The sequence below is a fragment of the Helicobacter anatolicus genome (genome assembly GCF_021300615.1).
GTDB classification, from domain to species: Bacteria; Campylobacterota; Campylobacteria; order Campylobacterales; family Helicobacteraceae; genus Helicobacter_H; species Helicobacter_H anatolicus.
Window position 1 is genome coordinate 28,621 of record NZ_JAJTMY010000001.1, and the last position, 21,702, is coordinate 50,322.

Annotated in this window: 15 protein-coding genes; 11 read left to right on the forward strand and 4 right to left on the reverse strand. The window is 30.2% G+C overall.

The window, feature by feature from the left end; genetic code table 11:
• Nucleotides 1-8: 8 nt before the first annotated feature.
• The 6 genes from LW133_RS00155 to LW133_RS00180 all read left to right on the forward strand — a co-directional run bounded on the left by LW133_RS00155 (nucleotide 9) and on the right by LW133_RS00180 (nucleotide 8,633).
• Complete coding sequence (locus LW133_RS00155; protein WP_233075407.1) at nucleotides 9-971, forward strand: tyrosine-type recombinase/integrase; 963 nt, start codon at nucleotides 9-11, stop codon at nucleotides 969-971.
• A gap of 11 nt (nucleotides 972-982) precedes the next feature.
• Nucleotides 983-2,230 (forward strand): hypothetical protein, encoded by a 1,248-nt coding sequence (locus LW133_RS00160; protein ID WP_233075409.1) that lies wholly within the window; start codon nucleotides 983-985, stop codon nucleotides 2,228-2,230.
• A gap of 669 nt (nucleotides 2,231-2,899) precedes the next feature.
• On the forward strand, nucleotides 2,900-4,174 hold the full coding sequence (locus LW133_RS00165) for a hypothetical protein (protein WP_233075411.1): 1,275 nt from the start codon (nucleotides 2,900-2,902) through the stop codon (nucleotides 4,172-4,174).
• Nucleotide 4,175: 1 nt separating this feature from the next.
• Entirely contained in the window at nucleotides 4,176-5,366 is a 1,191-nt protein-coding gene (locus tag LW133_RS00170; RefSeq protein WP_233075413.1) for a toprim domain-containing protein, read from the forward strand.
• Between the two features lie 11 nt (nucleotides 5,367-5,377).
• Nucleotides 5,378-7,333 carry a hypothetical protein gene (locus tag LW133_RS00175; RefSeq protein WP_233075415.1) on the forward strand — a complete coding sequence of 652 codons (1,956 nt, stop codon included), beginning with the start codon at nucleotides 5,378-5,380 and terminating at the stop codon, nucleotides 7,331-7,333.
• Nucleotides 7,334-7,751: 418 nt separating this feature from the next.
• Complete coding sequence (locus LW133_RS00180; protein WP_233075417.1) at nucleotides 7,752-8,633, forward strand: outer membrane beta-barrel protein; 882 nt, start codon at nucleotides 7,752-7,754, stop codon at nucleotides 8,631-8,633.
• A 297-nt stretch (nucleotides 8,634-8,930) separates the two neighbouring features.
• Here LW133_RS00180 and LW133_RS00185 read toward each other — a convergent pair whose 3' ends face one another.
• Entirely contained in the window at nucleotides 8,931-10,457 is a 1,527-nt protein-coding gene (locus LW133_RS00185; protein WP_233075419.1) for a relaxase/mobilization nuclease domain-containing protein, read from the reverse strand.
• A 989-nt stretch (nucleotides 10,458-11,446) separates the two neighbouring features.
• On the opposite strand from LW133_RS00185, the gene LW133_RS00190 reads away from it, so the two are divergent.
• Nucleotides 11,447-12,082 (forward strand): trimeric intracellular cation channel family protein, encoded by a 636-nt coding sequence (locus tag LW133_RS00190; protein ID WP_233075420.1) that lies wholly within the window; start codon nucleotides 11,447-11,449, stop codon nucleotides 12,080-12,082.
• Between the two features lie 13 nt (nucleotides 12,083-12,095).
• Here the strand turns inward: LW133_RS00190 and uvrC are convergent, their stop codons facing one another.
• Both uvrC and LW133_RS00200 read right to left on the reverse strand, forming a co-directional pair.
• On the reverse strand, nucleotides 12,096-13,883 hold the full coding sequence (gene uvrC, locus LW133_RS00195) for an excinuclease ABC subunit UvrC (RefSeq protein WP_233075423.1): 1,788 nt from the start codon (nucleotides 13,881-13,883) through the stop codon (nucleotides 12,096-12,098).
• On the reverse strand, nucleotides 13,858-14,328 hold the full coding sequence (locus tag LW133_RS00200) for a hypothetical protein (RefSeq protein ID WP_233075425.1): 471 nt from the start codon (nucleotides 14,326-14,328) through the stop codon (nucleotides 13,858-13,860). Before LW133_RS00200 ends, uvrC begins: the two co-directional genes overlap by 26 nt.
• A gap of 108 nt (nucleotides 14,329-14,436) precedes the next feature.
• Between LW133_RS00200 and LW133_RS00205 the strand changes: the two genes are divergently transcribed.
• The 4 genes from LW133_RS00205 to trmA all read left to right on the forward strand — a co-directional run bounded on the left by LW133_RS00205 (nucleotide 14,437) and on the right by trmA (nucleotide 20,222).
• On the forward strand, nucleotides 14,437-16,461 hold the full coding sequence (locus tag LW133_RS00205) for an FUSC family protein (RefSeq protein ID WP_233075427.1): 2,025 nt from the start codon (nucleotides 14,437-14,439) through the stop codon (nucleotides 16,459-16,461).
• Entirely contained in the window at nucleotides 16,461-17,171 is a 711-nt protein-coding gene (locus tag LW133_RS00210; RefSeq protein ID WP_233075429.1) for an NYN domain-containing protein, read from the forward strand. Before LW133_RS00205 ends, LW133_RS00210 begins: the two co-directional genes overlap by 1 nt.
• Nucleotides 17,172-17,262: 91 nt before the next feature.
• The gene (gene speA / locus LW133_RS00215) at nucleotides 17,263-19,107 is read left to right on the forward strand and encodes an arginine decarboxylase (protein ID WP_233075431.1); all 1,845 of its coding nucleotides are present in this window, start codon (nucleotides 17,263-17,265) and stop codon (nucleotides 19,105-19,107) included.
• A complete protein-coding gene (trmA, locus tag LW133_RS00220) occupies nucleotides 19,104-20,222 on the forward strand; it encodes a tRNA (uridine(54)-C5)-methyltransferase TrmA (RefSeq protein WP_233075433.1) in 1,119 nt (372 codons plus the stop codon). Before speA ends, trmA begins: the two co-directional genes overlap by 4 nt.
• Nucleotides 20,223-20,427: 205 nt before the next feature.
• Here the strand turns inward: trmA and LW133_RS00225 are convergent, their stop codons facing one another.
• Nucleotides 20,428-21,702: an RNA polymerase factor sigma-54 gene (locus LW133_RS00225; protein ID WP_233075435.1), complete on the reverse strand. Its 1,275-nt coding sequence runs from the start codon at nucleotides 21,700-21,702 to the stop codon at nucleotides 20,428-20,430.

Genomic DNA, 21,702 nt, shown 5'->3' on the forward strand with positions numbered 1-21,702 from the left:
GAGACACCTTGCAAGACAATATATTTTTTTGGATTAATGAATTTGTTAGATTTAAAGTAAAAACGCTTGATAGAAAGAGAAACTATATAGAAAAAGAGCAAATCCTTCAAGAAATAGCTATCACGAATAAAGAAACGCTTAATGCTTGTGTTAAGCTATTTTATAAACAAAAATTTTCCTCTTTAAATTTATATTCTTCTATATTTATCGGCTTGATTGAATTTTTAGAAAAAACAGGCATAGGCTATGATGTGAGGAATTTTAAGAACAATTTGATTGTTGATTATTTATTTTCTAGAAATGATCTTAAAAATTCCTCTAAATTCCTTTATCAAAAACTACTAAAAGAGTTTTTTTTCTTTATGGGAATCAAGAAAAAAGAACTCTTTAATTTTTTTTATCTTAATTTTAGTGTCGATAAGAAAATTGATTTTCTTAATCAAGAAGAGTTAAAAAAAATCCACTCTCACATAAAAAAAATGGATACAAAGAAAAATAATACTAAGCATCTTGAAAAGATTTTAGCATTAAAAATTTTGCTTTTTACAGGAGCTAGGGCTAGTGAGGTGCTTTCTATTAAAACAAAAGAAATTCAATTCTCTAATGATATCGTCATTTTTAAAATTCTAGGAAAGGGGAATAAATTTAGAAACCTCGCCATTGAAATTAACCATATTCAAGAATTGTTTATTTTATTTAATGATCAAAGAGAGTTTTTATTTACAATCAAATACCCAACAATCTACAAGGCTTGTGGAAGGCTTTTGGAATTATGCAATATTTCTAAAAATAAAAAAGGGGCACATCTTTTGCGTCATTCCTTTGCAAGTTTTCTTTATAAAAAAACAAAGGATATTCTCTTAGTACAAAGGGCATTAGGGCATAGCACTATCACAGAAACACAAAAATATATGCATATTGACGAAGAAGAGAGATTTGGAAAAATCATCAATGCTTTCCATCATTTATAAAAGGGGCTAAAATGAAGAAATTTTTGACAATAATTTTATTTTGTTGCTACATGATAGCAATACCTCTAGAAGTGCATGACACGCAAGGAGAAATTCAGCAAACAACCATGATAGGGAAAATGGCAGATTCTATTAAAAAATATGAGGAGATGATTCAAAAGGCAAATGATCAAGTCAATCGTCTCAATCAAATTAATGACATTATGAGTAAAACTAATAATTTTTTAAAATCAAGCACCCTTTCAATTGCAAATCCATTGCAGATTCTAGAAACTCTAAAAAGTTCTTTAAGTGCAATGGAGGATAATTACAAAAGGCTATCAAAAACTTTAAAAGATTGGGATTATCGAGACAAGATTAAAAGTAAGAGATTAGCAAACAAATGCCCTTGGCTAAGAATGGATATTATCTCTCCTCAATCTTTGCAAATCTTTTTTACGCAAACAGGAGAAGAGACTCAACTCATCAAAGATGCTAAAAGATTGATTGAAAGTCTAACAGATAACACCTATCAAAACCTCACAGCAACACTAGGAACACTAAGCGGTAGGGCTTTAGCAGAAAAGCTTTGTGAGCAGGTATATAGAGAAGAAAAGAATAAAGAGCTGAGAAAAATCAATGAAATGCAAAAACAAGCCCTATTAAAGAATGATAAAAAGCTTTTTGAAGAATTAAGAATCAAACAAATGCAAATAGAATTTCATAAGATTTTAAATGATGAAATGGAATTACAAAAGAAATTTGAACCTCTTATTAATCGACAAGAGCAAATGTTGGAGCATTTGGGTGTAAAGGATAAAGTCTATAATGATAAGAAAAATAATATTATATATTGCAAGGAGACGCAAGGAAATAATGAAGAATTTTGCTATCCCTTAATGCTAGATACCCAAAGGCTAAATCATGATTACAACCAATTAAAAGAGGAATTTAATGAAAAGTTGATTGCAGCAGGGAGTAATGAAGAAAGTCAAGCTAAAGTCTATGCAGATATTAATCAAAAAGCCTCATTAATGCTATTAGATTACACCAAAGATCTCTCTAATGGCATTGCTTTTATGAATGAGACACTCTCATTAATTGGTAGCCTTATGGCAGAAGATTTTCAAAGAAAATATCATCGCAATCTAAATACCCAACAACAAGCCCAAGATGAGCTAAAAACTGAAGAAGAAATCAAGGCAATTGTGGATGAAAATCGCTATTCTGAATATGAAATTGAATTTGATCAATTTGGCTTCCCAAAGATTTTTAAATAAAAAATGCTTTGATGTTTCCTCACCATTACGCTAAAGCTTATGATGCATAAGGGAGAAAAACGCAAACAAAAATACTTAAAAATGTCGCAATTATGGGACTTTTGGGGGATTTTTTGGTATAATGTTATCAGAGGTTAGCCCATAAGGGTAACCTTATAGGCTTGACTTCACCAATCTCGCTTTTCTAGCACAAAAGCGGAAAGGAGGAAGCCAATGAATGAAGAGTTGGTAAAACTTTTCTTGGAGTTTATTATAGCCATAATTTGGTTAATAATAACACTTTTAAGAAAAAGTTGATAAATCCTCTGCTTTTTAGCAGGGGCTAAACTCTTCTAACCTCTAAACTAAAGCTAAGTAATTTTTATCTTACTTAGCTTTATCTCCCCGCAGGGCACAAAGCCTCTAACTTGCGATAAATTAAAAAATTTTCATAAAATTTTTGAAAATCTCTTGCATATTTTTAAAAATTTCATTATAATATTACCCGAAGAGCATATGAAAGTATGCTCCCTGCTTGATGTCTCACAAAATTATAAAAAAATAAAATCATATTTCATAAATTTAAAACTTGTTTGTTGCAAAAGCTTTATTTATGCTGTAATAGGCAAGATGAAATTTTTTATTTTTTGATTTTCATAAAATCCTAATCACAACCATTAGGAGAACTTTATGAACCCCAAAATATTCTTACAAACTTTTTTACAAACCTATAATCAACTAAAATTTGATGAGAAGAAAGAATTTTTCAATTCTTTTATGAGTGAAATGCAAGAAAACTCTTCGCAAGAAAGTTTTATTGAAAGCATTCTTAATACTTTAGAAGAATTTAAAAAAGACTTTGATGCTACACAAGATCAAAATATCTTTCAAGATTTTCAAAGTTTTTTAAAAGACTTCAAAGAAGAAGTAAAACAAGAAAATCATCAAGCAGGGGAAGAGTATTTAAATCTTTTAGAAAAAGAGGTAGGGGAAATAAAATATTCTCTCTCCCTTCCTTCTCCTGAAGAAAAAATTGATTACTATACAGCTACAATCCCACTAGATTGGGGAAAATTTAATAAAAACTTAGAAGAATGGAAGAATGAGGAAATCAAAAAACCAATCTATAAGCAAGAAAACATCACGAAAACGATCAATATTGATCAAAATAGCATTAATGTTTTTAATCGTGAAAGTTTTATAGATCATGAACAAATCTTAAAGAGTAAAAACCTTTATGCAAAAAATTTGACAAATCAAGTAAAAAGCAACATAAAAAAAGGAACGATCAATTTTTTAGGATTAGATAAAGAAGAAAAAATACTTTTAGAAACCAATGTCCCTCAAGAAAATCTTTTAAAACAATTTCAAGAAGCACCTCAAAACATCCCCCTTGTCCCTCCAAAAGAAAAAGATATAATCAAAAATCATCAAGCAGGGGAAGAGTTTGTTACAACCTTACAAGAAGAAGTCTTAGAAGTACATCAAGAAAATAACAAGCAACAAAGCAAAGAGCTAGAATCTAAAAAGCAAAACACCCCACAAAGCCAAGTAAAACCTCAAGAAGAAAATGGGGTTAAGATTCCCTGGATTTCGTGGATTGAACAACAAAGAATTGAAAATCATGATTTAAAAATGAGTAAGGCTGATTTTAAAAAAAGATTTTGGCATTATGCAAAAAATGGCATGAATGATGATGAATTAAAAATTTTAATCATTCTTGTAAATAAAGAACCATCCAAACTCACAAAAGAGCACAAGCAAATGATTTCAGAAGGTATTCGCCTCTCACAACATAATACAAAAATTCTCAATCAAGACTTACTTGATATTGCTAAAAAAATCAATTCCAAAGAGAATATAAACATAACAAATATAACTAGTAAAACCCCATTAGATAAGGAATTTAAAAAGTCTTTAGAAAAATTTGCAAATAACCAAGAAAAATCACTAAAAAGGGGCTAAAATGAAGAAAAGACCCCAAAATATTCCTCTACATTTTGTATTAATGCAAATGGGTTATAAGCCTATGAATATGAATGAAAGAGAAGTTTTAAGATCAAGATGGATTCCTCTAAAAAATGAGGATTTGAATGAAAAAATCATGGTGGCAATAAAATTTGATGAGAAATTACAAGAGCCTTATTATCTTTATTACAACATGAATGGAGATGAAAAAGATCGAGGAAATATTATTAATTTTTGTAAAATGCGAAAAATTAATATTAATCATTTTTTAGCACAACATAGCAAGGCAGATTTTACAGATCTTGATGTAGAGTATTTAAAAAAAATGCAAATTCCAAAAAGTAGTAAAAAACTTAAGGAAGAATTTGATGAGCTAAACAATGTTGATTTATGCAATGGCTTTTTAGAAAATAGACAAATCCACCAAAACCTAATAAAAGAATATCAAGACCAAATTAAAACTGATTCCTATCAAAATGTTATTTTTCCTAACTATGTTTTAAATGAAATAAAAGCCATGGGAATTAATTATAGATTTGTCAATCTTTGTGGCTTTACAAAAAGGCTAAAAACCCCTTTATTTAAAGATAGTGAGGGAAATTTAAGAAAAAAACCATTAAAAAACATTCAGGTTGGTAGCAAGGGTTTTGAAATATTAAAGCCAAAAGGAGAGATTAAAAATTTTATCATCACTGAAAGCATTTTAGATTCCCTCTCCCTTTTGGATTTAAAAAAACTAGATCCACATCATACTTTATTGTGTAGTACAAGTGGAAACTTTGATATAAAGAAAGCAGAAAAGCTTTTAAAATATTTTGTAGATCTAAAAATACTTTCTCATGAAAGTAATATCTTTTTAGCATTTGACAATGATGAAAATGGCAGAGAATTTTACAAAAAAGTTGAAAAGTATTTTCAAGAATTAAATATCACTCCTAAACTTTACATTCCCTTTACAAAGGACTGCAATGATGATTTAAGACTATCAAAAATCATTAGCAATATTCCCACAGCACAATCTTTGCAAGATTTTTTAGAAAAAAGCCTAAAAGACTATCAAGAATCTAAAACCAGACGCAATATTATCTTGCAAAAAATCAGACAGATTGATAAATACAAGCCTTTAAAAGAGAGTTTTAAAGAGCAATTTAACAATATCGAAAAACACAAAGCTATAAAAAAACTATAAGGAGATTTCTCATGAAAACATTGTTATTTTTAATTCCTCTATTTTTATTCAATACCGCAAACGCTATTACAATCATCACAAGCAAAAAATTTGACATAAGCAAAAAAAGTGGAAAGATTTATGGGAATATTTTTTTAAATGGAAAAAAACAGGATGCAAAGGGAGTAGGCGTATATACTTGGAATAAATCACGCACACAAGTTTATATTGAACTGCAAAAAATTTATAAATATGGTATACCCTATGATCTTTCTAGCTTCCCTAGCGTGATTTTAAATCACAAATTCCCATGGATCAATAAAAACAAAAAAATCACCCTTGCAGGGGAAGTGGATACAGAAATTGCAAAAATTTTAGAAGTTGATTCTAAAGAATATAAAAAATCTAAAAAAAGCCCCAATAGCTCTAGTAATTCTTCTTCTAGTAGTAGTGGCAGTTCTTCTAGTAGCTCTCCTTCCTTATCTAGCAATACAGGTGGAATTACTACCCCCACACATGGAAATCAAGGAAGTAATGGGGATTTTTATGAAGGAAATACAAACTTTGGCAATGGATATTTTCCTAGTCTAGGAGGATCTAATAATCAAGGAACAAATTATTTGCCCCCAGTAATTACTGAAAGCGGAAAGGAAGACTCCTCTTCTAACAATGAACAGCCTCCTGCTTCTTATAGCTCTCAATATTGTAAATCTCCTTATAGAGAGGAAAATGATTTAATCTTAAGCATTATTGATAAAGGTGGGAATTGTTATGAAATTCCAGCCCTTAGGGATGACACGTTGTGTGGATATCGTTATGATTTTAATAAATCCATTGCTATTAAGCAAACACAATTTTATTATATAGATAAAGAAAACCAACAACAAAATGTCGGTGGTTGTGTAGATTTATTTGGCAATGAATATAAATTTAAAATGTTTAAAGATGATTCAAAATGCAAACTCCAAAACACATCCAATAAAGGTTATGGTGGAGATTTTACAGAGACCTTTCAAACTCAAATTTTATTTAGAGGTATTGATGGCACAATCAAAATCGCACAAGATTGTAGTGATTTTCAAAACATCAAAGAAGAATTAATTAATTATGAACAAGAAGGTAATAAAATCAAACGCTTTGTAAAAAAATACTACATTGATCCAAATACAGGAGAAAAAGTCTATATTAGTAATGGAGTAATATCAAAATATACATTAGAATTAAAAGAATATTCTTGTGGAGATTGGGAATATAATGATGAAAAACTAGAAGCTTATAGAGCTACACAGCTAAAAGCATTTGATGAATTGCAAGGAGCTTATTATAATGCTACAGCTTGTGATTATAGTACTGATAAAGGCAAAAGTGGAAAAATTACTATGCCTTATACAAAAATAAGCGATAGGAATTTGGCAGGAAAAACAGAAAAGGGTGATCTTAATGGGACTTATACTTTTGAGATTAAAGAAAGAGAACTGACAGGAAAAGAAGAAAGTAGATATCAGGATTGCGGTTGGGGTCGAAGTAAAAGGAGATATTACACACACTGGAGTAATGGTAATTTTATCACAAAGGCAAAATGGAGGGTGACTTATAAAACTACAAATTATGGTAATGAAATTATCTACCAACGCCCAAAACAAGATAATGAAGAAAAACCTACACTTTTATATCTAAGCAAAGCCATTAAAAAAATTGAAAGAAGTGAACCTTTAATAGATATTAATGAAATAGGTTTGGATAATAATTACATGAAATTTTATGAGGCAAATGAAGGTTATTATAAAGATGAAACCTACAGAACAAGCAAAGATTTTAATGATCTGCAAAAAAAATATTACAGAAAAGGCAAAGGAAGTTATTGTCAAGTTTATAATTTTTGGAGTTCAAAAATAGCTGAAGGTAGCCTTAATTGTCGTTCGGTTTTTGGAGTAGATAATAATTATTATTGTCCAACCTACAATAATTATCTCATTCCTAACAAATAATTTATATCCCTTATAATAACCTATTTTACGAGATTTTTCTCACCATAAAGCAAAACTTTATGGTGCATAAGGGAGAAAAACGCAAACAAAAATACTTAAAAATGTCGTAATTATGGGACTTTTGGGGGATTTTTTGGTATAATGTTATCAGAGGTTAGCCCATAAGGGTAACCTTATAGGCTTGACTTCACCAATCTCGCTTTTGTAACAGAAAAGCGGAAAGGAGGAAGCTATGAAAAGGTTGACCGAACTTTTTCTAGAGCTTATTATAGCCATAATTTGGTTAATAATAACACTTTTAAGAAAAAGTTGATAAATCCCTGCTTTTTAGCAGGGCAACCTTTCCTAACCTCTAAACCAAGACTTAGTAAAATAGCTAAGTCTTAATTCTACAAATATTTTTTACAGGGAGCAGATTATGAAAAAAATAGCAATATCAATGGTATTTTTAGGATTAGGAAGTGTTTTTGCAGAAAGTATAGATGAAGAAATCGAGCGTCTAGAAAAAGAAAATAAACTTTTAGAATTAAAGCAAAAACAGCAAGTCTTGCAAAAAGATCTAGAACAAGGAAGAATTACTAATTCTAACAATACCATTGAAAAACATCTCCCTAAAGACTACACAAAGCAAAAAGAAAAAAATGGATTTTTCTTAGGAGTAGAAGCAGAATTAGGAAGTATGGATTATTTAAGATATACAACTAACTCAGAAATCCCTAGCGATGCTTTCAATTATAATGATACTAATATTACTTTTAATGGTGGCTTGCTTTTAGGGTATCAACATTACTTCGATGCAAATGCTAAGCACGGAATCAAAGTTTCTAGTCATCTTTATAGTGGTATAGGGTATGAAATAAATAATTTTATTCAAAAAATTGACTCAAATCAAAGTAAAACCATAGAAACAACCCATTCTTTTATCCCTATTAAATTTGGAGTAGATGTAAAATATCTTTATGATTTTTTAAATAGAGATAATCATAGTTTAGGATTAAATGCAGGCTTAGGTTATGAAGTGGATTATTATTTAGAAAATTTTTTAACAAATAATGCAGGGTTTAGTTATTCCAATAATAATATTTTGGTACAAGGCGTTTATTTTACAATCGGTTTGCACTATCTTTTCAAAAAACACCATCTTTTTGAAATGAATTATCGTCTTGGTGGTATTTTTGGTTTAATCAATCATCAAAATATAGAACAAATAAATAATGAAAATAATCTTAAATCACAAATCGGGGTTTATGATCTTCATACTCAAAGCTATCTTACAATTAGCTATGCTTATAAATTCTAATCTTTCACCACTAAAAGTGGTGCATAAGGGAGAAAAACGCAAACAAAAATACTTAAAAATGTCGTAATTATGGGACTTTCAGGGGGATTTTTGGTATAATGTTATCAGAGGTTGCCTTAAGAGGTTGCAGCCTCTTAAGGTTGCCTACTTCATGAAAGGAGGCGAACTTATGAAAGAGTTTATCCAATTGCTCTTAAGACTTATTATAGTCATAATTTGGTTAATAATAACACTTAAAAAGTTGATAAATCCCTGCTTTTTAGCAGGGGCTAAACTCTTCTAACCTCTAAACTAAGACTAAGTAATTTTTATCTTACTTAGTTTTAGATTTTCTTTTTGTTTATGGCTTATAGTTTTATCAGTAGCAATCAAAGAATCTGATTTTTCTAAATATTCTAATTCCTTTTGCAGTTGCAAAAGCTTTTTTTGTTTTTTCTTTTGCAATTCCTCTATTTGTGCCAATTTTGCATAGTTTTGAATCATTTGCATAATTTCTTTTTTACGCTCTTGCATTTCCAGCATTAAGGTATCTTTGCGTTGTTTTATCTCTTCATTACTCTCAATCTTTGCCATTTTGTCTAAAATAAAAAGTTCTTTTTTGATTTGATAGGCATTTTTATGATTTTGATAAATTCTCTCATCAAAGGACTTAATAAGCTTTTTACCCTCGATATTTAAGGCGTTTTTCAGCAATTCCCTCTCATCTTCTAGTAGTTTAAGATTTTTAATTGATTTTTTATCCAAAAACCTTCTATCGACTTTTTTTAAAAAGTTGATGACAAAGCCTTTTTTTTCCACCTCCCTTCGGCTACTTGCTAATTTTTCAAATTGATTTTCAAACTCCAAAAATTTTTCAAATTCACTTTTTGTCTTAGATAAAGCCCATTGATTTTTGATAACTTTTTGCCTTAAATCCTCCATCTTTTGCATTTCATTGATTTTTCTTAGCTCCTGAGGATGCTTTTTATTAAATTCTAAAATATCTTGATTGAGATGCTTGATTTTATTTTCAAGCAATCTGATTTTTTTGGAAAGATTGTTATAAATAGGCAATAGGAAGGACTTATGGTTAAAATTATCAAAATCCTTTTTTGCGATGTTTGTGAGGTAGTTTCTAGGCTCATTACTATAATCAAGCCTTGTGCCTGAAAACAAATAAAGATTATTTTTAAAATCCTCTCTTAGCTGATGAAAAAAATCTCTAAACTCATTTCTATTTGCAAAATGTAGCTTTCTGCCAGTATAGATATGGGTTTTATTAATAAAGCAATGAATATGTGGATTATTCTGATGAGAATGCGGAACTAAAATAAAGTTATAGTCTAAAAGATTGCTTTTTAAGGTATTGAACACGCTTAGTTTTAAAACCTCCATGTTTTCATGGTTGTTTGCTTCTTGGATACTAAAAATTAAGTGCATTCCTTCATTTTGGGGTTTTTGCTTATTAAAATCTTTTTCCCATTCTTTTAAAACAAATTGCAGGTTTTGCATTTCAAAATCCTGATTTAAAACACTCTCTCCCCTGTCTTCAATATTTTGTATGGCATAATTAAGGGCATTGTATAGATGTTTGATTTTCATATTTCCAATATTTTTTATAACAACTTGTTTTTTTTCTATTTTAGGATGGAAGGAATGACTAGCTTCTTTATTTTCTATGGTTAAATGAAAATGGGCAAAATAATCTTTTATGCTTTGTTTAGTGGCTTTGGCTCTTTTAATCGGCACCCACTCAAATAAATCATCATCAACCTCAATTTTAGAAATCTTTTGGTTTTTAAACTTAAAATCATTCTTTTTGATTTTAGTATCTGATAATTTCAAAATGTTAAAATACAAATTGCTCATCACAAAATTATAACACACCTAAGTTTTAAATATTTCTCTATCATGCCAAAAATCATTCTAAGGCACTTTATTCTGTTGAAAAACAAAAATCAAAGTCCAAAATACTCTAAGACATTAAAACCTTTTATTTTTACTTCTAGCATAGCTTAAAACAAATTTTAAACTTTTACTAAAAACAAAAAACCTAAAAACCTCAAACTCTTTAAACCCTCTAATTCTTATATTTTTCTTTTTCTTGAAAACAAGCCAAAATAATAAATAATCAACTTTAATCAATTCTTTCACTTGGGGGAATGCACTTATAAACTTTTCTTAAAATTCCAAATCTTTTAAAACTTAACAATTTCTTTTTTTTCTTTTTTCTTTAAAACTTAGAATCTTTATTAAATATTAAAACTCTATATCTAATTACTATAAATACAAGAATCTATATTAAGAGTAAAAACATATAAATACACTCTACTCTTTTCTTCCCTTATTAAGATTTTCAATTGAGTGGAAAAATTTTTCCAATTCTCTTAAAGTTCCTTAAAGCTTTTGTTTCATGGGTTTTGCTATAATGGGTTTTTGTAGAAATTTAGAGGCAGAATTACTTAAAAAACTGCCTGTAAAAACTTTCTCCCCTTTTTATTTTTTCTAACTTATAATTTTAAAAAATTTTCAATTTTTTAAAATTGTGCAGGATATCCCTATTTATGTACATAAATAGTTATGAAGGATCGTAAAATAGGGAATTTCATGCGTAAAAAAACGCATTTTTCCCTGTTTTACTCAAACATTAAAAATTTTCCTCATTTTTTTCTCTTGATTTTTTTGCAAAAAAGTTTTAGAATGTCAAACAAGAAAATTTAGCAGATAATTTTCTGATTTTATGAAAATTTTTTATTCAATAACTTTTAAACCTACAGCGAAAAAATTACATTTTACTAAAATAAAAAGTATAAATTTTTAAAAATGGATATTTTATGGAACATGGGGTTTTGATATCTGTGTTATTTATCATTGGTATTGTGGTGGAATCTATGACAGGAGCTTTGGCTGCTGGTAGGTGTAAAATGGATTTGATGGGAGTAATTTTTATTGCTTTAGTTACTGCAATTGGTGGAGGATCTGTAAGGGATATTTTATTTAATCATCATCCATTAACTTGGATTAAGACTCCAGAATATATTCTTGTTATTGTGATTGCTGCTCTTTTTGCTACGCGTATTCCTAAGATTATTACGCGTTTTGAGCGTGTATTTTTGCTTTTAGATGCTATCGGGCTTGTAGTTTTTAGTATTGTGGGGACGGCTGTGGTGATGGCAAAATATGATTCTGTGATTTTAGCGATTTGTGGGGGAGTGATTACAGGGGTTTTTGGTGGAATTTTGCGAGATACTTTATGCAATCAAATTCCCTTAATTTTTCAAAAAGAGATTTATGCAAGTGTGTCACTTTTGGCATCGGCATTATATTATATGCTTTTGACAATTTGTGGCATTGGTGCGGAGATTGCTAGTGTGATTACAATTATTTGTGGGAGCTTACTTAGAATTTTTGCAATTTATTACAAAATTGGGTTGCCAGTGTTTAATTTTGAAGAATCTTCTAAAAAATAATTTGTAAGAATTTTTAATTTTTATCTCTTGAAGATAGGATTTTTTTTATGAGCTCTTGTGGAGCATTTTGTAGGGTGGTAAAATCTCCAAAATATTGTAAAAGTTTTTTTTGCTGTGCAAGTGTATAGGGTAGATTTTTGGAGATGTCTTTGGTTTTTTTGTGTCTGTGGAAACTGATAGCAAAGCGATGTACCTCATCACGAAGTTTTTGTATAAATTGTAGTTTTTTGTCTTGTGTATCAAGTTTATAACTATATTGTAAGGAATGAATTGTGTCTTTTGCATTTCCTTTAGCTCTATGGGCTTTAAAATCAATTTTTTCTTTTGAAATAGCAAGGATATCAATGTCTACTCCTGCACTTTCAAGTAGTTCATGAGCTATATTTAGCTGTCCTTTTCCTCCATCGATTATCCAAAGATTGGGTGGGGGATTTTTACTAAAACTTTTGATTCTATGCGTAAGAAGTTCTTGCATCTGGGAATATTCATCTTTTGAAGTAAGATTATAATGCCGGTATGATGGTTTATTAAAAGCATTATTTTCATAAGTTACCATTGCTCCTACATTGAAAGTAAAACTATGATGACTAGTGTCAAAAATCTCGATTCTAAATGGGGTTTGGGAGAGATTAAAACCTTGTTTAATTAAGTATAAAATTTCTTCATCTTTGTTTTTTAGAATGATTTTTTGACGCAAAAGTTCTTGGGCATTTTTTTCTGCAATTTGTATTAAAGTTTTTTTGTATCCAGTTTTTGGGAATTGTATGGGAAGTTTTTTGTCTTGTGTATTGTAGATAAAATCTTGTAGTTCTTGTGTGTTTATTAGGGGTTGAGAAAATAAAATTGATTCTGGCAGAATGGGCAATTTTTCTTTGTAGTGATTAAGAATATGTTGTGTAAAAACTGCAGAATCATCAATTTCATAATCTGATTTAATAAGTTCATAATCTGATGCAATAATCTTCCCTTCTCGCATAAAAAGTTTGATTAAAATCGCGATATGTTCCTTATTTTGGGTTTGTTTTGCAATGCTGATGATATCAAGATTATAGGGCTTGTGGTAAGAAATTTCAGAAAAGTTAGAAATAGATGCAATTTTTTCAATGCGATTTTTATAGAGATTTGCTTCTTCAAAAAGAAGTTTTTCTGCAAGATTTTGCATTTTTTCTCGCATTTTTGTTAAAAGTTTTTCTTTATGCAATAGGAGGTGGAGCGCCTCTTGTGTAGTGGTAGCATAGGCTTCTTTGGTGATTTTTTGTTCGCATGGAGCAGGGCATTTGTTGATTTGATGGAATAAACAGGCTTTTTTGCTTTTTATGCAGGATTTTTTTTGCACTAAGGGAAGGAGGTCATAAAGACTATCTAGAATATCTCTTGCACCTGTGGGGTAGGGGCCAAAATATTGGATATTTTTTTTTGAGATGACTTTTCTTGTGATTTCAAAAAAAGGAAAAGGAGTGTTTAAATCCACCATGATATAGGGGTAAGTTTTATCATCTCGCAATAAAATATTGTATTTTGGTTTTAGTTGTTTAATGAGTGAATTTTCAAGCAATAGTGCATCTTGTTCATTAGAAACAATAATGGTGTTGATATGATAGGCCTGTGCGATCATGATTTGTATGCGTTGAGAATTTTTGGGATTGGGGATAAGGTGATTTTCTTGAAATTTAAAATAGCTTTTAACACGCTTTTTGATATTTTTAGCTTTGCCTACATAAAGTAATTTTCCTTGAGAATCAAAATATTGATAAATACCAAAAGTGGTAGGGAGATTATTTAGAGTTTGTGGAGTGATCATTTTTGTAGTTTTTTATGATAGCTTCTCTGATATTTTCAAAAATTTGCGATAAAGTTGGATCGACTAAATAATTAGTGAACTTTCCTTCTGATGGTTCTTTGAAGCATAAGACTTGAGGGAGGGGTTGTGATTCTTTAGTATAGCGAGGGATATAGCCTCTTATCGTAAAATTTTCGGGCAAAAAAGGAAAGAATTCTTTATTTTCTTTTATAGTTTCTACAAGTTTTTTGGTATGATACTTATTGAATTCCCAAAGGACAGCTTCGTTATTAAAAGCCACAAGAATTTGGTTTTGTTTTAAGACAAAAAAACGGATAGCGTTTTTGATATGTAAGGGGAGAAAAATATTGATTCTTCTAAGGTTTTGTGAAGAATGGATTTTTTCTGCAAGGGTTTTTGGTAATTGACAAATAACATTGGAGATAAGAGTTTGAGAATCTTTCATGGAATTATTGTAGCATATTTACTGATTATTGTTCAAGGTTGTGGATATAAGGCTAATCCTGTTTATGGATTCTTAGAAAATTGTGCTAGGTTTTGTGGAATTGTCTAAATGGCATTCTTAACAAAAATCAAAAAAGATTTTTTGCATTTTATTTCACTTTATGATGCAGGATATATTAGCTTTGTTTATTCATTAAAAGCACTTTTTGCTGCTGTGCTTAGCGCAGTTATTGTATGTGTAATTTTTGATTTTGATCTTGTGATTTGGGCAGCATCTATCCCTATCCATTTATATTTTTTAAATGTTGTATTGGTAGAGCAAAAACAAACTATTTGGTATTTTGTTGGATTTATTTTACTAACAGCTTTGATTGTCTTTTTGTTTTGCACAATATTGCCTTATGCGTTTTATTTTGCTTTGCTTTTAATGTGTATAGGCTTTATAGCAGGGATTATTGGTAGTTATCAAATGGATTTGCAACGTGTGATAAATATGAGCTTGATTGATGGCTTGATTGCGTGTATTTATATAAAATCTGGTGCTGATGTAACACTATTTGAGTTAATTGTGGCAGTTTTTATTAGTGGAGCCATAGGAATTTTTACACATTTTTTTATGTCATTAAAAAAATATGGAAAAGTAACAAGGAAATATTTTCCTGATTTATTGCTTAATCTTGCATTGATGGCAAATAATTTACATCGCAATAGTGACTTTATTAAGATTCGCTATCGGATACTCAATCAAATGGAATTTATCAAAAAAATTCTGAATTCAAAAGCTGCAAATATGAAAGATTCTCACACAATTAAAAATACTAAGCGTGCATTATTTTATCTCTATCGTATTGAAGAAATCTACCAGTGTTTAAATGCTATTCATAATGACACAAAAATAAAAGAAAAAAATTTTAATCCCATTAGAAAAGAGATTGTGGCAAATATTAGGGAGTTAAAAAAAATTTTCGATGGTTCTTTGGCACATTTAAAACATAGGGCAATAGATAGGATGGATAGCGAGGATTTTGGGCATTCTTTAGTAAATATTGTTAAGATTATTTATAATAAAATGCATTCTTTTCGCAGGGGCGGAGAGGAGAAAGATTACTTTGTTGAAGCAAGAAATAAGAAGACTTTGAAGGTAGTTTTTCAGGCAATAAAAAATAGAGATCATTTTTTTTATTATGGCGTAAAATATGCATTTGTGTTGGGGATTGCAATTCTTATTGCAGATGTTTTTAATATGAGCCATGGGGCATGGATTGCTATGGCATGTGTGGCAATTATGAGACCAAATTTGGGTGGTGTAAAGCATGTGGGTAAGGAATATATTTTAGGTGTTTTGGCCGGGTTAGTTGGTGGATTATTATTAGTATTTTTGACACAAGGAAGCCTATTTTTTTATTTCTTTTTCGTATTGGTTGTTTTTGGTTTTATTTATTTTCGTGCTTTTCCTTATGGGTTGTGGGCAAGTTTTATGATGATGGCCTTTATTATGATGTTTTCATTGGTGTATGGAAATTCGTATCTATTGGTTTTGGATAGATTTATTGATATTGCATTGGCATTTTTGATTGTATTTTTTGCATTCTTGATTTTTTGGCCAAAATATAGTACAGATGAAATTTTCCCTAATATTCAAGAGGGGTTGGTGTATTTTGATAGTTTTTATGCAAAGATGCTTGAAAATTTTGATTCTTTGGGCGACTTGCATCAAAAAATAAGTATCAAACAAAAAGAGTTTTTATCTATTTACAACATATTAGAGACTAACATTATTGAAGCAAAAAAAGAAAAAAATCACATGCAAAAAGATATGCAATTATTGCGAAATTCTTTGCGGTATTTGGAGTTTTTAAACCAAAATACCTTGAAGCTTTATTATTTGCTTGTAGAGAGATGGCAGGAAAATCTTAAACAAGAAAAAGAATTATATATGAATGATTTGCAATTATTGAAGACGCGTTATGAGATGATGAATCGTGCGATGCAGGATAATACTTTTTATTTCAAAGAGCAGCAAGATGGGCGTTTTATGGTAAATGAAGTTGTATTTAAAGAGATCGTAATACAAATTTTTAATGCACAAAATGGTTTATTTAAGATTTTAGAATCAATTAAAAAGGATAGATGATGAAGCAAAAAAAAATTGCATTATTTATTGATTGTGAAAATATTGCAGCAAGATGGGTGGATGAGGTAATTGAGCGTTTGCAGAATGTGGGAGATTTATGTATTAAAAAAGCTTATGGAGATTGGCGTAGCGATTCATTAAAATCATGGAATGCGGTATTAATACACCATGCAATAGAGCCTGTGCATGTTATCACGGGGAATCATAATAAAAAAAATCAAAGTGGGGGCAAAAATAGCTGTGATATTAAAATGAGTATTGATGTAATGAATTGCCTTTATGATGGGGTGGCAGATTGTATTGCACTTGCTAGCAGCGATAGTGACTTTGCTTCATTGGCACAAGAAATACGATCTAAAGGATTGCAGGCTATAGGTTTTGGGGAAATTAAATCAAGGGAGGAGTATAGAAATTCTTTTACAAGCTTTGAGATCTTGCAAAAAGAAGAAGGGAAAAAAGAGCAGGATAAAATTACTAATAATCATCATTTAATTAATATATTAAAAAAAGCAATTGATGAGACTTCAGATAATAGTGGTGTGTCAAATGTTAGCGTTGTAGGTAATTGGATGCGTAATAATTATTCTCAAACCGCAAGAAGTTATGGTAAGAAAAGTTGGGGAGATGTGTTTAAGGAATTGCATAATGAGTTTCAAATTATTTATGATAAAAGTAAAAATACAATGAAAGTAAAATATTTATATTGGTAGTTTTGGTATAAAAAATTTAGTCTGAATTGTGGAAAATCAAAGAATTTTTATATAATTTAAGCAATAAAATGTTGAGGATTTAGGGGTAAAAATGGAAGATTATGGAATTTCGTATTGGTCAAGCAATGATTTTTTTATTGATGAGGGTGTAGTTAAGATTAATAGCGGATCAAAACCTGCCTTGATTAAGATTGTTAAAGATGCAAGAGAGAAAGGATATAAAGGACCTTTACTTTTGCGTTTTCCACATCTTATTGCCAAACAAGTAGATAAGCTTTTTTATTCTTTTGAAAAATCTATGCAAGAATATAAATATGAAGGAAAATTTCATGCGGTTTTTCCCCTTAAAGTCAATCAAATGCCACATTTTGTACTCCCTTTGATGGAATCTTCTACGCATAAAAGTTATGGACTTGAGGCGGGGAGTAAATCAGAGTTAATTGTTGCGATGGCTTATACAAACAAAAATGCACCTATTACTGTAAACGGTTTTAAAGATAAAGAGATGATACATTTAGGTTTTATTGCCGCAAATATGGGACATTCTATTACTTTGACAATTGAGGGTTTAAATGAATTAGAGACAATTATTGCGGTGGCAAAAGAGATGGGCAAGCCTTATCCTAATATTGGACTTAGAATTAGGTTGCATTCTACAGGTACAGGAGTTTGGGCAAAGAGCGGAGGGATTAATTCTAAATTTGGACTTACAAGTACGGAACTTTTAGAGGCTATTTCATTGTTAGAAAAATCAAAACTATTGCATAAATTTACTATGATTCATTTTCATATTGGTAGCCAAATTAGTGATATTTCTCCACTTAAAAAAGCAATTAGGGAGGTGGGAAATATTTATGCAGAATTGAGAAAAATGGGGGCAAAAAATCTCACTTCAGTAAATATTGGTGGAGGTTTGGCTGTGGAATATACTCAGCATCAAGGTAATAATAATTGCAATTATACTTTGAGTGAATTTAGTGGAGATGTGGTTTTTTCTCTCAAAGAAATTGCAAAAAATAAAAAAGAAAAAGAACCTGATATTTTTATAGAATCTGGGCGTTTTATTTCCGCAAATCATGCAGTATTAGTTGCTCCTGTTTTGGAACTTTTTTCTCAAGAATATGATGAAAAAGCCCTAAAACTTAAAGAAAACAATCCTCCATTGATTGCAGAAATGTTTGATTTATATCAAACTGTGAGTGAAAAAAATGCAATTGAATATTTGCATGATAGTTTAGATCATATGGAATCTTTATTGACATTATTTGATTTGGGGTATATTGATTTGCAAGATCGTAGTAATACTGAGGTATTAGTGCATTTGATTATCAAAAAAGTAATCAAGCTTTTAAAACATAAAAATCATAATGAAATTATTAGAATTCAAGAGCAAGTGCAAGAGCGTTATTTATTAAATTGCTCCTTTTTCCAGAGTTTACCAGATTATTGGGGATTAGGGCAAAATTTTCCTGTGATGCCATTAGATCGCTTAAATAAAAAACCAACAAGAAGTGCGAGTTTGTGGGATATTACTTGTGATAGTGATGGGGAGATTGCTTTTGATTCTACAAAACCTTTGTATTTGCATGATGTTGATGTCACAAAAGAAGAATATTTTTTGGGATTTTTCTTGGTCGGTGCATATCAGGAAGTGCTTGGAATGCGACATAATCTTTTTACACATCCTACAGAATTTAGTGTTGTTTTAAATGATAAGGGTTATGAGATTGTTAATTTGCTTGAAGCGCAAAATGTATTAGATGTACTTGATGATTTAGATTATGACACCAAAGAAATTGAGCGAAGATTGAAACATAGAATTGATGATTCTGCACTTTTAGATGAAGATAGAAAAAAAGAAATTTTAGGACAACTTTATATTATGATGAGTGAAAATGGCTATTTAAGAACAATTAGAAATGGTGAGAAAGAGTGAATTGTGAGCATTTTGAGATTTGCGGAGGCTGTCAAGTCAAAGAGGACTATATAACACAATTACAGCAAAAATCACAAAAATTTAAAGAACTTTTTGGCTTTTTTCCTGATGAGGTTTTTAGCTCTCCAGAGACGGGATTTCGTGCGCGTGCAGAATTTAGATTACATAGAGAAAAATTATCCAATGGAGAATTTGGAGGTAAAATAAGCCTTTCTATGAATACTTTTGGGAAAAATGAGCGTATCGCTATACAAAATTGCCCTAATTTATTGCCTAATGTGCAAAAAGTTATTGCAAAACTTCCTTTATATCTTGAAGAAAAGATTTTGAGTCATAAACTTTATGCGGTAAATTTTTTAGGTGGGGAAGAAGTGATTATGACAATGATTTATCATAAAAATCTTGATTCTCTTTGGCAAGATCAAGCCAAAAAATTAGCCCAGATTCTTAAAATTTCTATTATTGGAAGATCAAGGAATCAAAAAATTATTATTGGCACAGATCTTTTGTCTACAAAAATAAATATTTATCAAAAAGAGCTTTTTTATTTGCATCAAGAAGGGAGTTTTTCTCAGCCTAATCCCTTTATCAATCGCAAAATGCTTAATTTTGTAATTCAAGCAATTTTACCACATCACAAAAAAGATCTTTTAGAGATGTATTGTGGGAGTGGAAATTTTACTATTGCTTTGGCGCCATATTTTGATAAAGTATTTGCTACAGAGGTTGTAAAATCTGCATTACCACTATTGGAGATAAATGCTAAAAATAACGGGGTGAAAAATCTTTATAGTGCAAGATTGAGTGGCATGGAGAGTATTGAAGCATTGAGCTTTAAGCGAGATTTTTTTAGACTGAAACATGTTGATTTAAAACAATTTAATTTTTCACATATTTTAATAGATCCTCCACGAAGTGGTATAGGTGATGTAAAAATGCTTGAATTTATACAAAATTTTAGTGTGATAGTTTATATTTCTTGTAATCCCTTTAGTTTAAAAAAAGATTTAGAAGTTTTGTTGCAAAGTCATAGGATTACAAAAAGTGCTATTTTTGATCAATTCCCTTACACATATCATATGGAATGTGCCTTAATTTTAGAAAAAAGATTCTAATCCTCACCTTCTCCTTATTTTTAAAACTAAGATGATGGAAATTGTTATGGTAGCACAAAGAAAACCTCTTAGCTTTCAATCTTTGCTTTTTAACAAACCAAAAAAATATTCATTACAGATTTTAGAATAAGTATAATGGGCTGGGTGCTTGACAACAAGGAATGCTACATTTTTCATTAGGGGTTTTAGTATAAGTAGAGTGGGGTTAAATGCTAATAGCGTAGTTTTTCTTTCTTTCACTAGAACTGCCTATGTTAAGTTGTTTGCGGTATTTTGTGATTGTGCGTCTTACCATTTTAATAGAGAATTTTTCCTCTATAAGTTCAAGGATTTTTAGATCGCTAAGGGGTTTTTGCTTATTTTCATTTTTGATAAGATTGTGAATAAAATCTTTGATAGAAGCATTGCTCGTATCCCCATCAATTGCGGTAGTAAAGAAATTTTTGATAGGAAAGATTCCGCGATTGCATTCTAGATACTTATTAGAAATGGCTCGTGAGATAGTGCTTGGAGAATGTCCAAATTCATCGGCTAAATCTTTGAGTTTCATCGGCCTAATTTCGCCACCCATGAAAAAATCATATTGATATTCCACAATCATTAATCCGATTTTTCGTAGCGTTTGTTTTCTCATATCAAGTGCATCTACTAAATCCCTAGCATCTCTTAATTTATTTTTCAAATATTGATCATTTTCTTTGACTTTTATAATATCAATATGTACTTGAGGATAGTAGTCATCATTAAGTGATACAGAAATCTCTCCATCTTCTTCTAAGACAAGAATATCAGGAATCACACAAGGATCAGAATCGATAAATGCTAGTGCTGGAGGGGTTTGGAAGGTTTTGATAAGATTTAAGGCTTGATTGTAAAGAGGGTGAGAATTTAGCTTTGTATGATTCTCAAGATTCTTAATAATTTTACTTGCAAGATCATAGATTTCATCAGAAATATTTTCTGCATCTTGTAGATGGAACAAAAAACATTCTTTAATATCTTTAGATCCAATACCCTTTGGCTCCAAAAAAGAAAATCTTTGGCGGATTTTTTCATATTCTTCAGGGCTTATTTGCATTTCTTTTGCACACTCTAAAAGATCTCTGTCAAAATATCCCTCTTCATTAATGTTGTCAATAATATGCATCGCAATTTTTTGAGAAATTTCTGTGGGAAAAAGTGGCGGCATGATTTGTTCTTCTAGAATCTGATAAAGTCCTTTAGTTTGGATGCTAAGTGCTTCAATTTTATCACCTATAGAGTTTTTGATTGGGGAACTTGGATGAGGTTTTTTGAGTTTGGAACTAAAATCTTGCGTGATGGAACTTTGTATATGGATATAGGGATTTTCAAGAGCATACTCATTAATGGTTTCTTCAATTTCCAAAATATTACTTTGTAAGATAGGGAGCCAGTTTTTTAGGGTAGCAGAAAGTTTACCTTTGATTTGGAGATTCTGGCGGAGTTTTGGAGCGGCCAT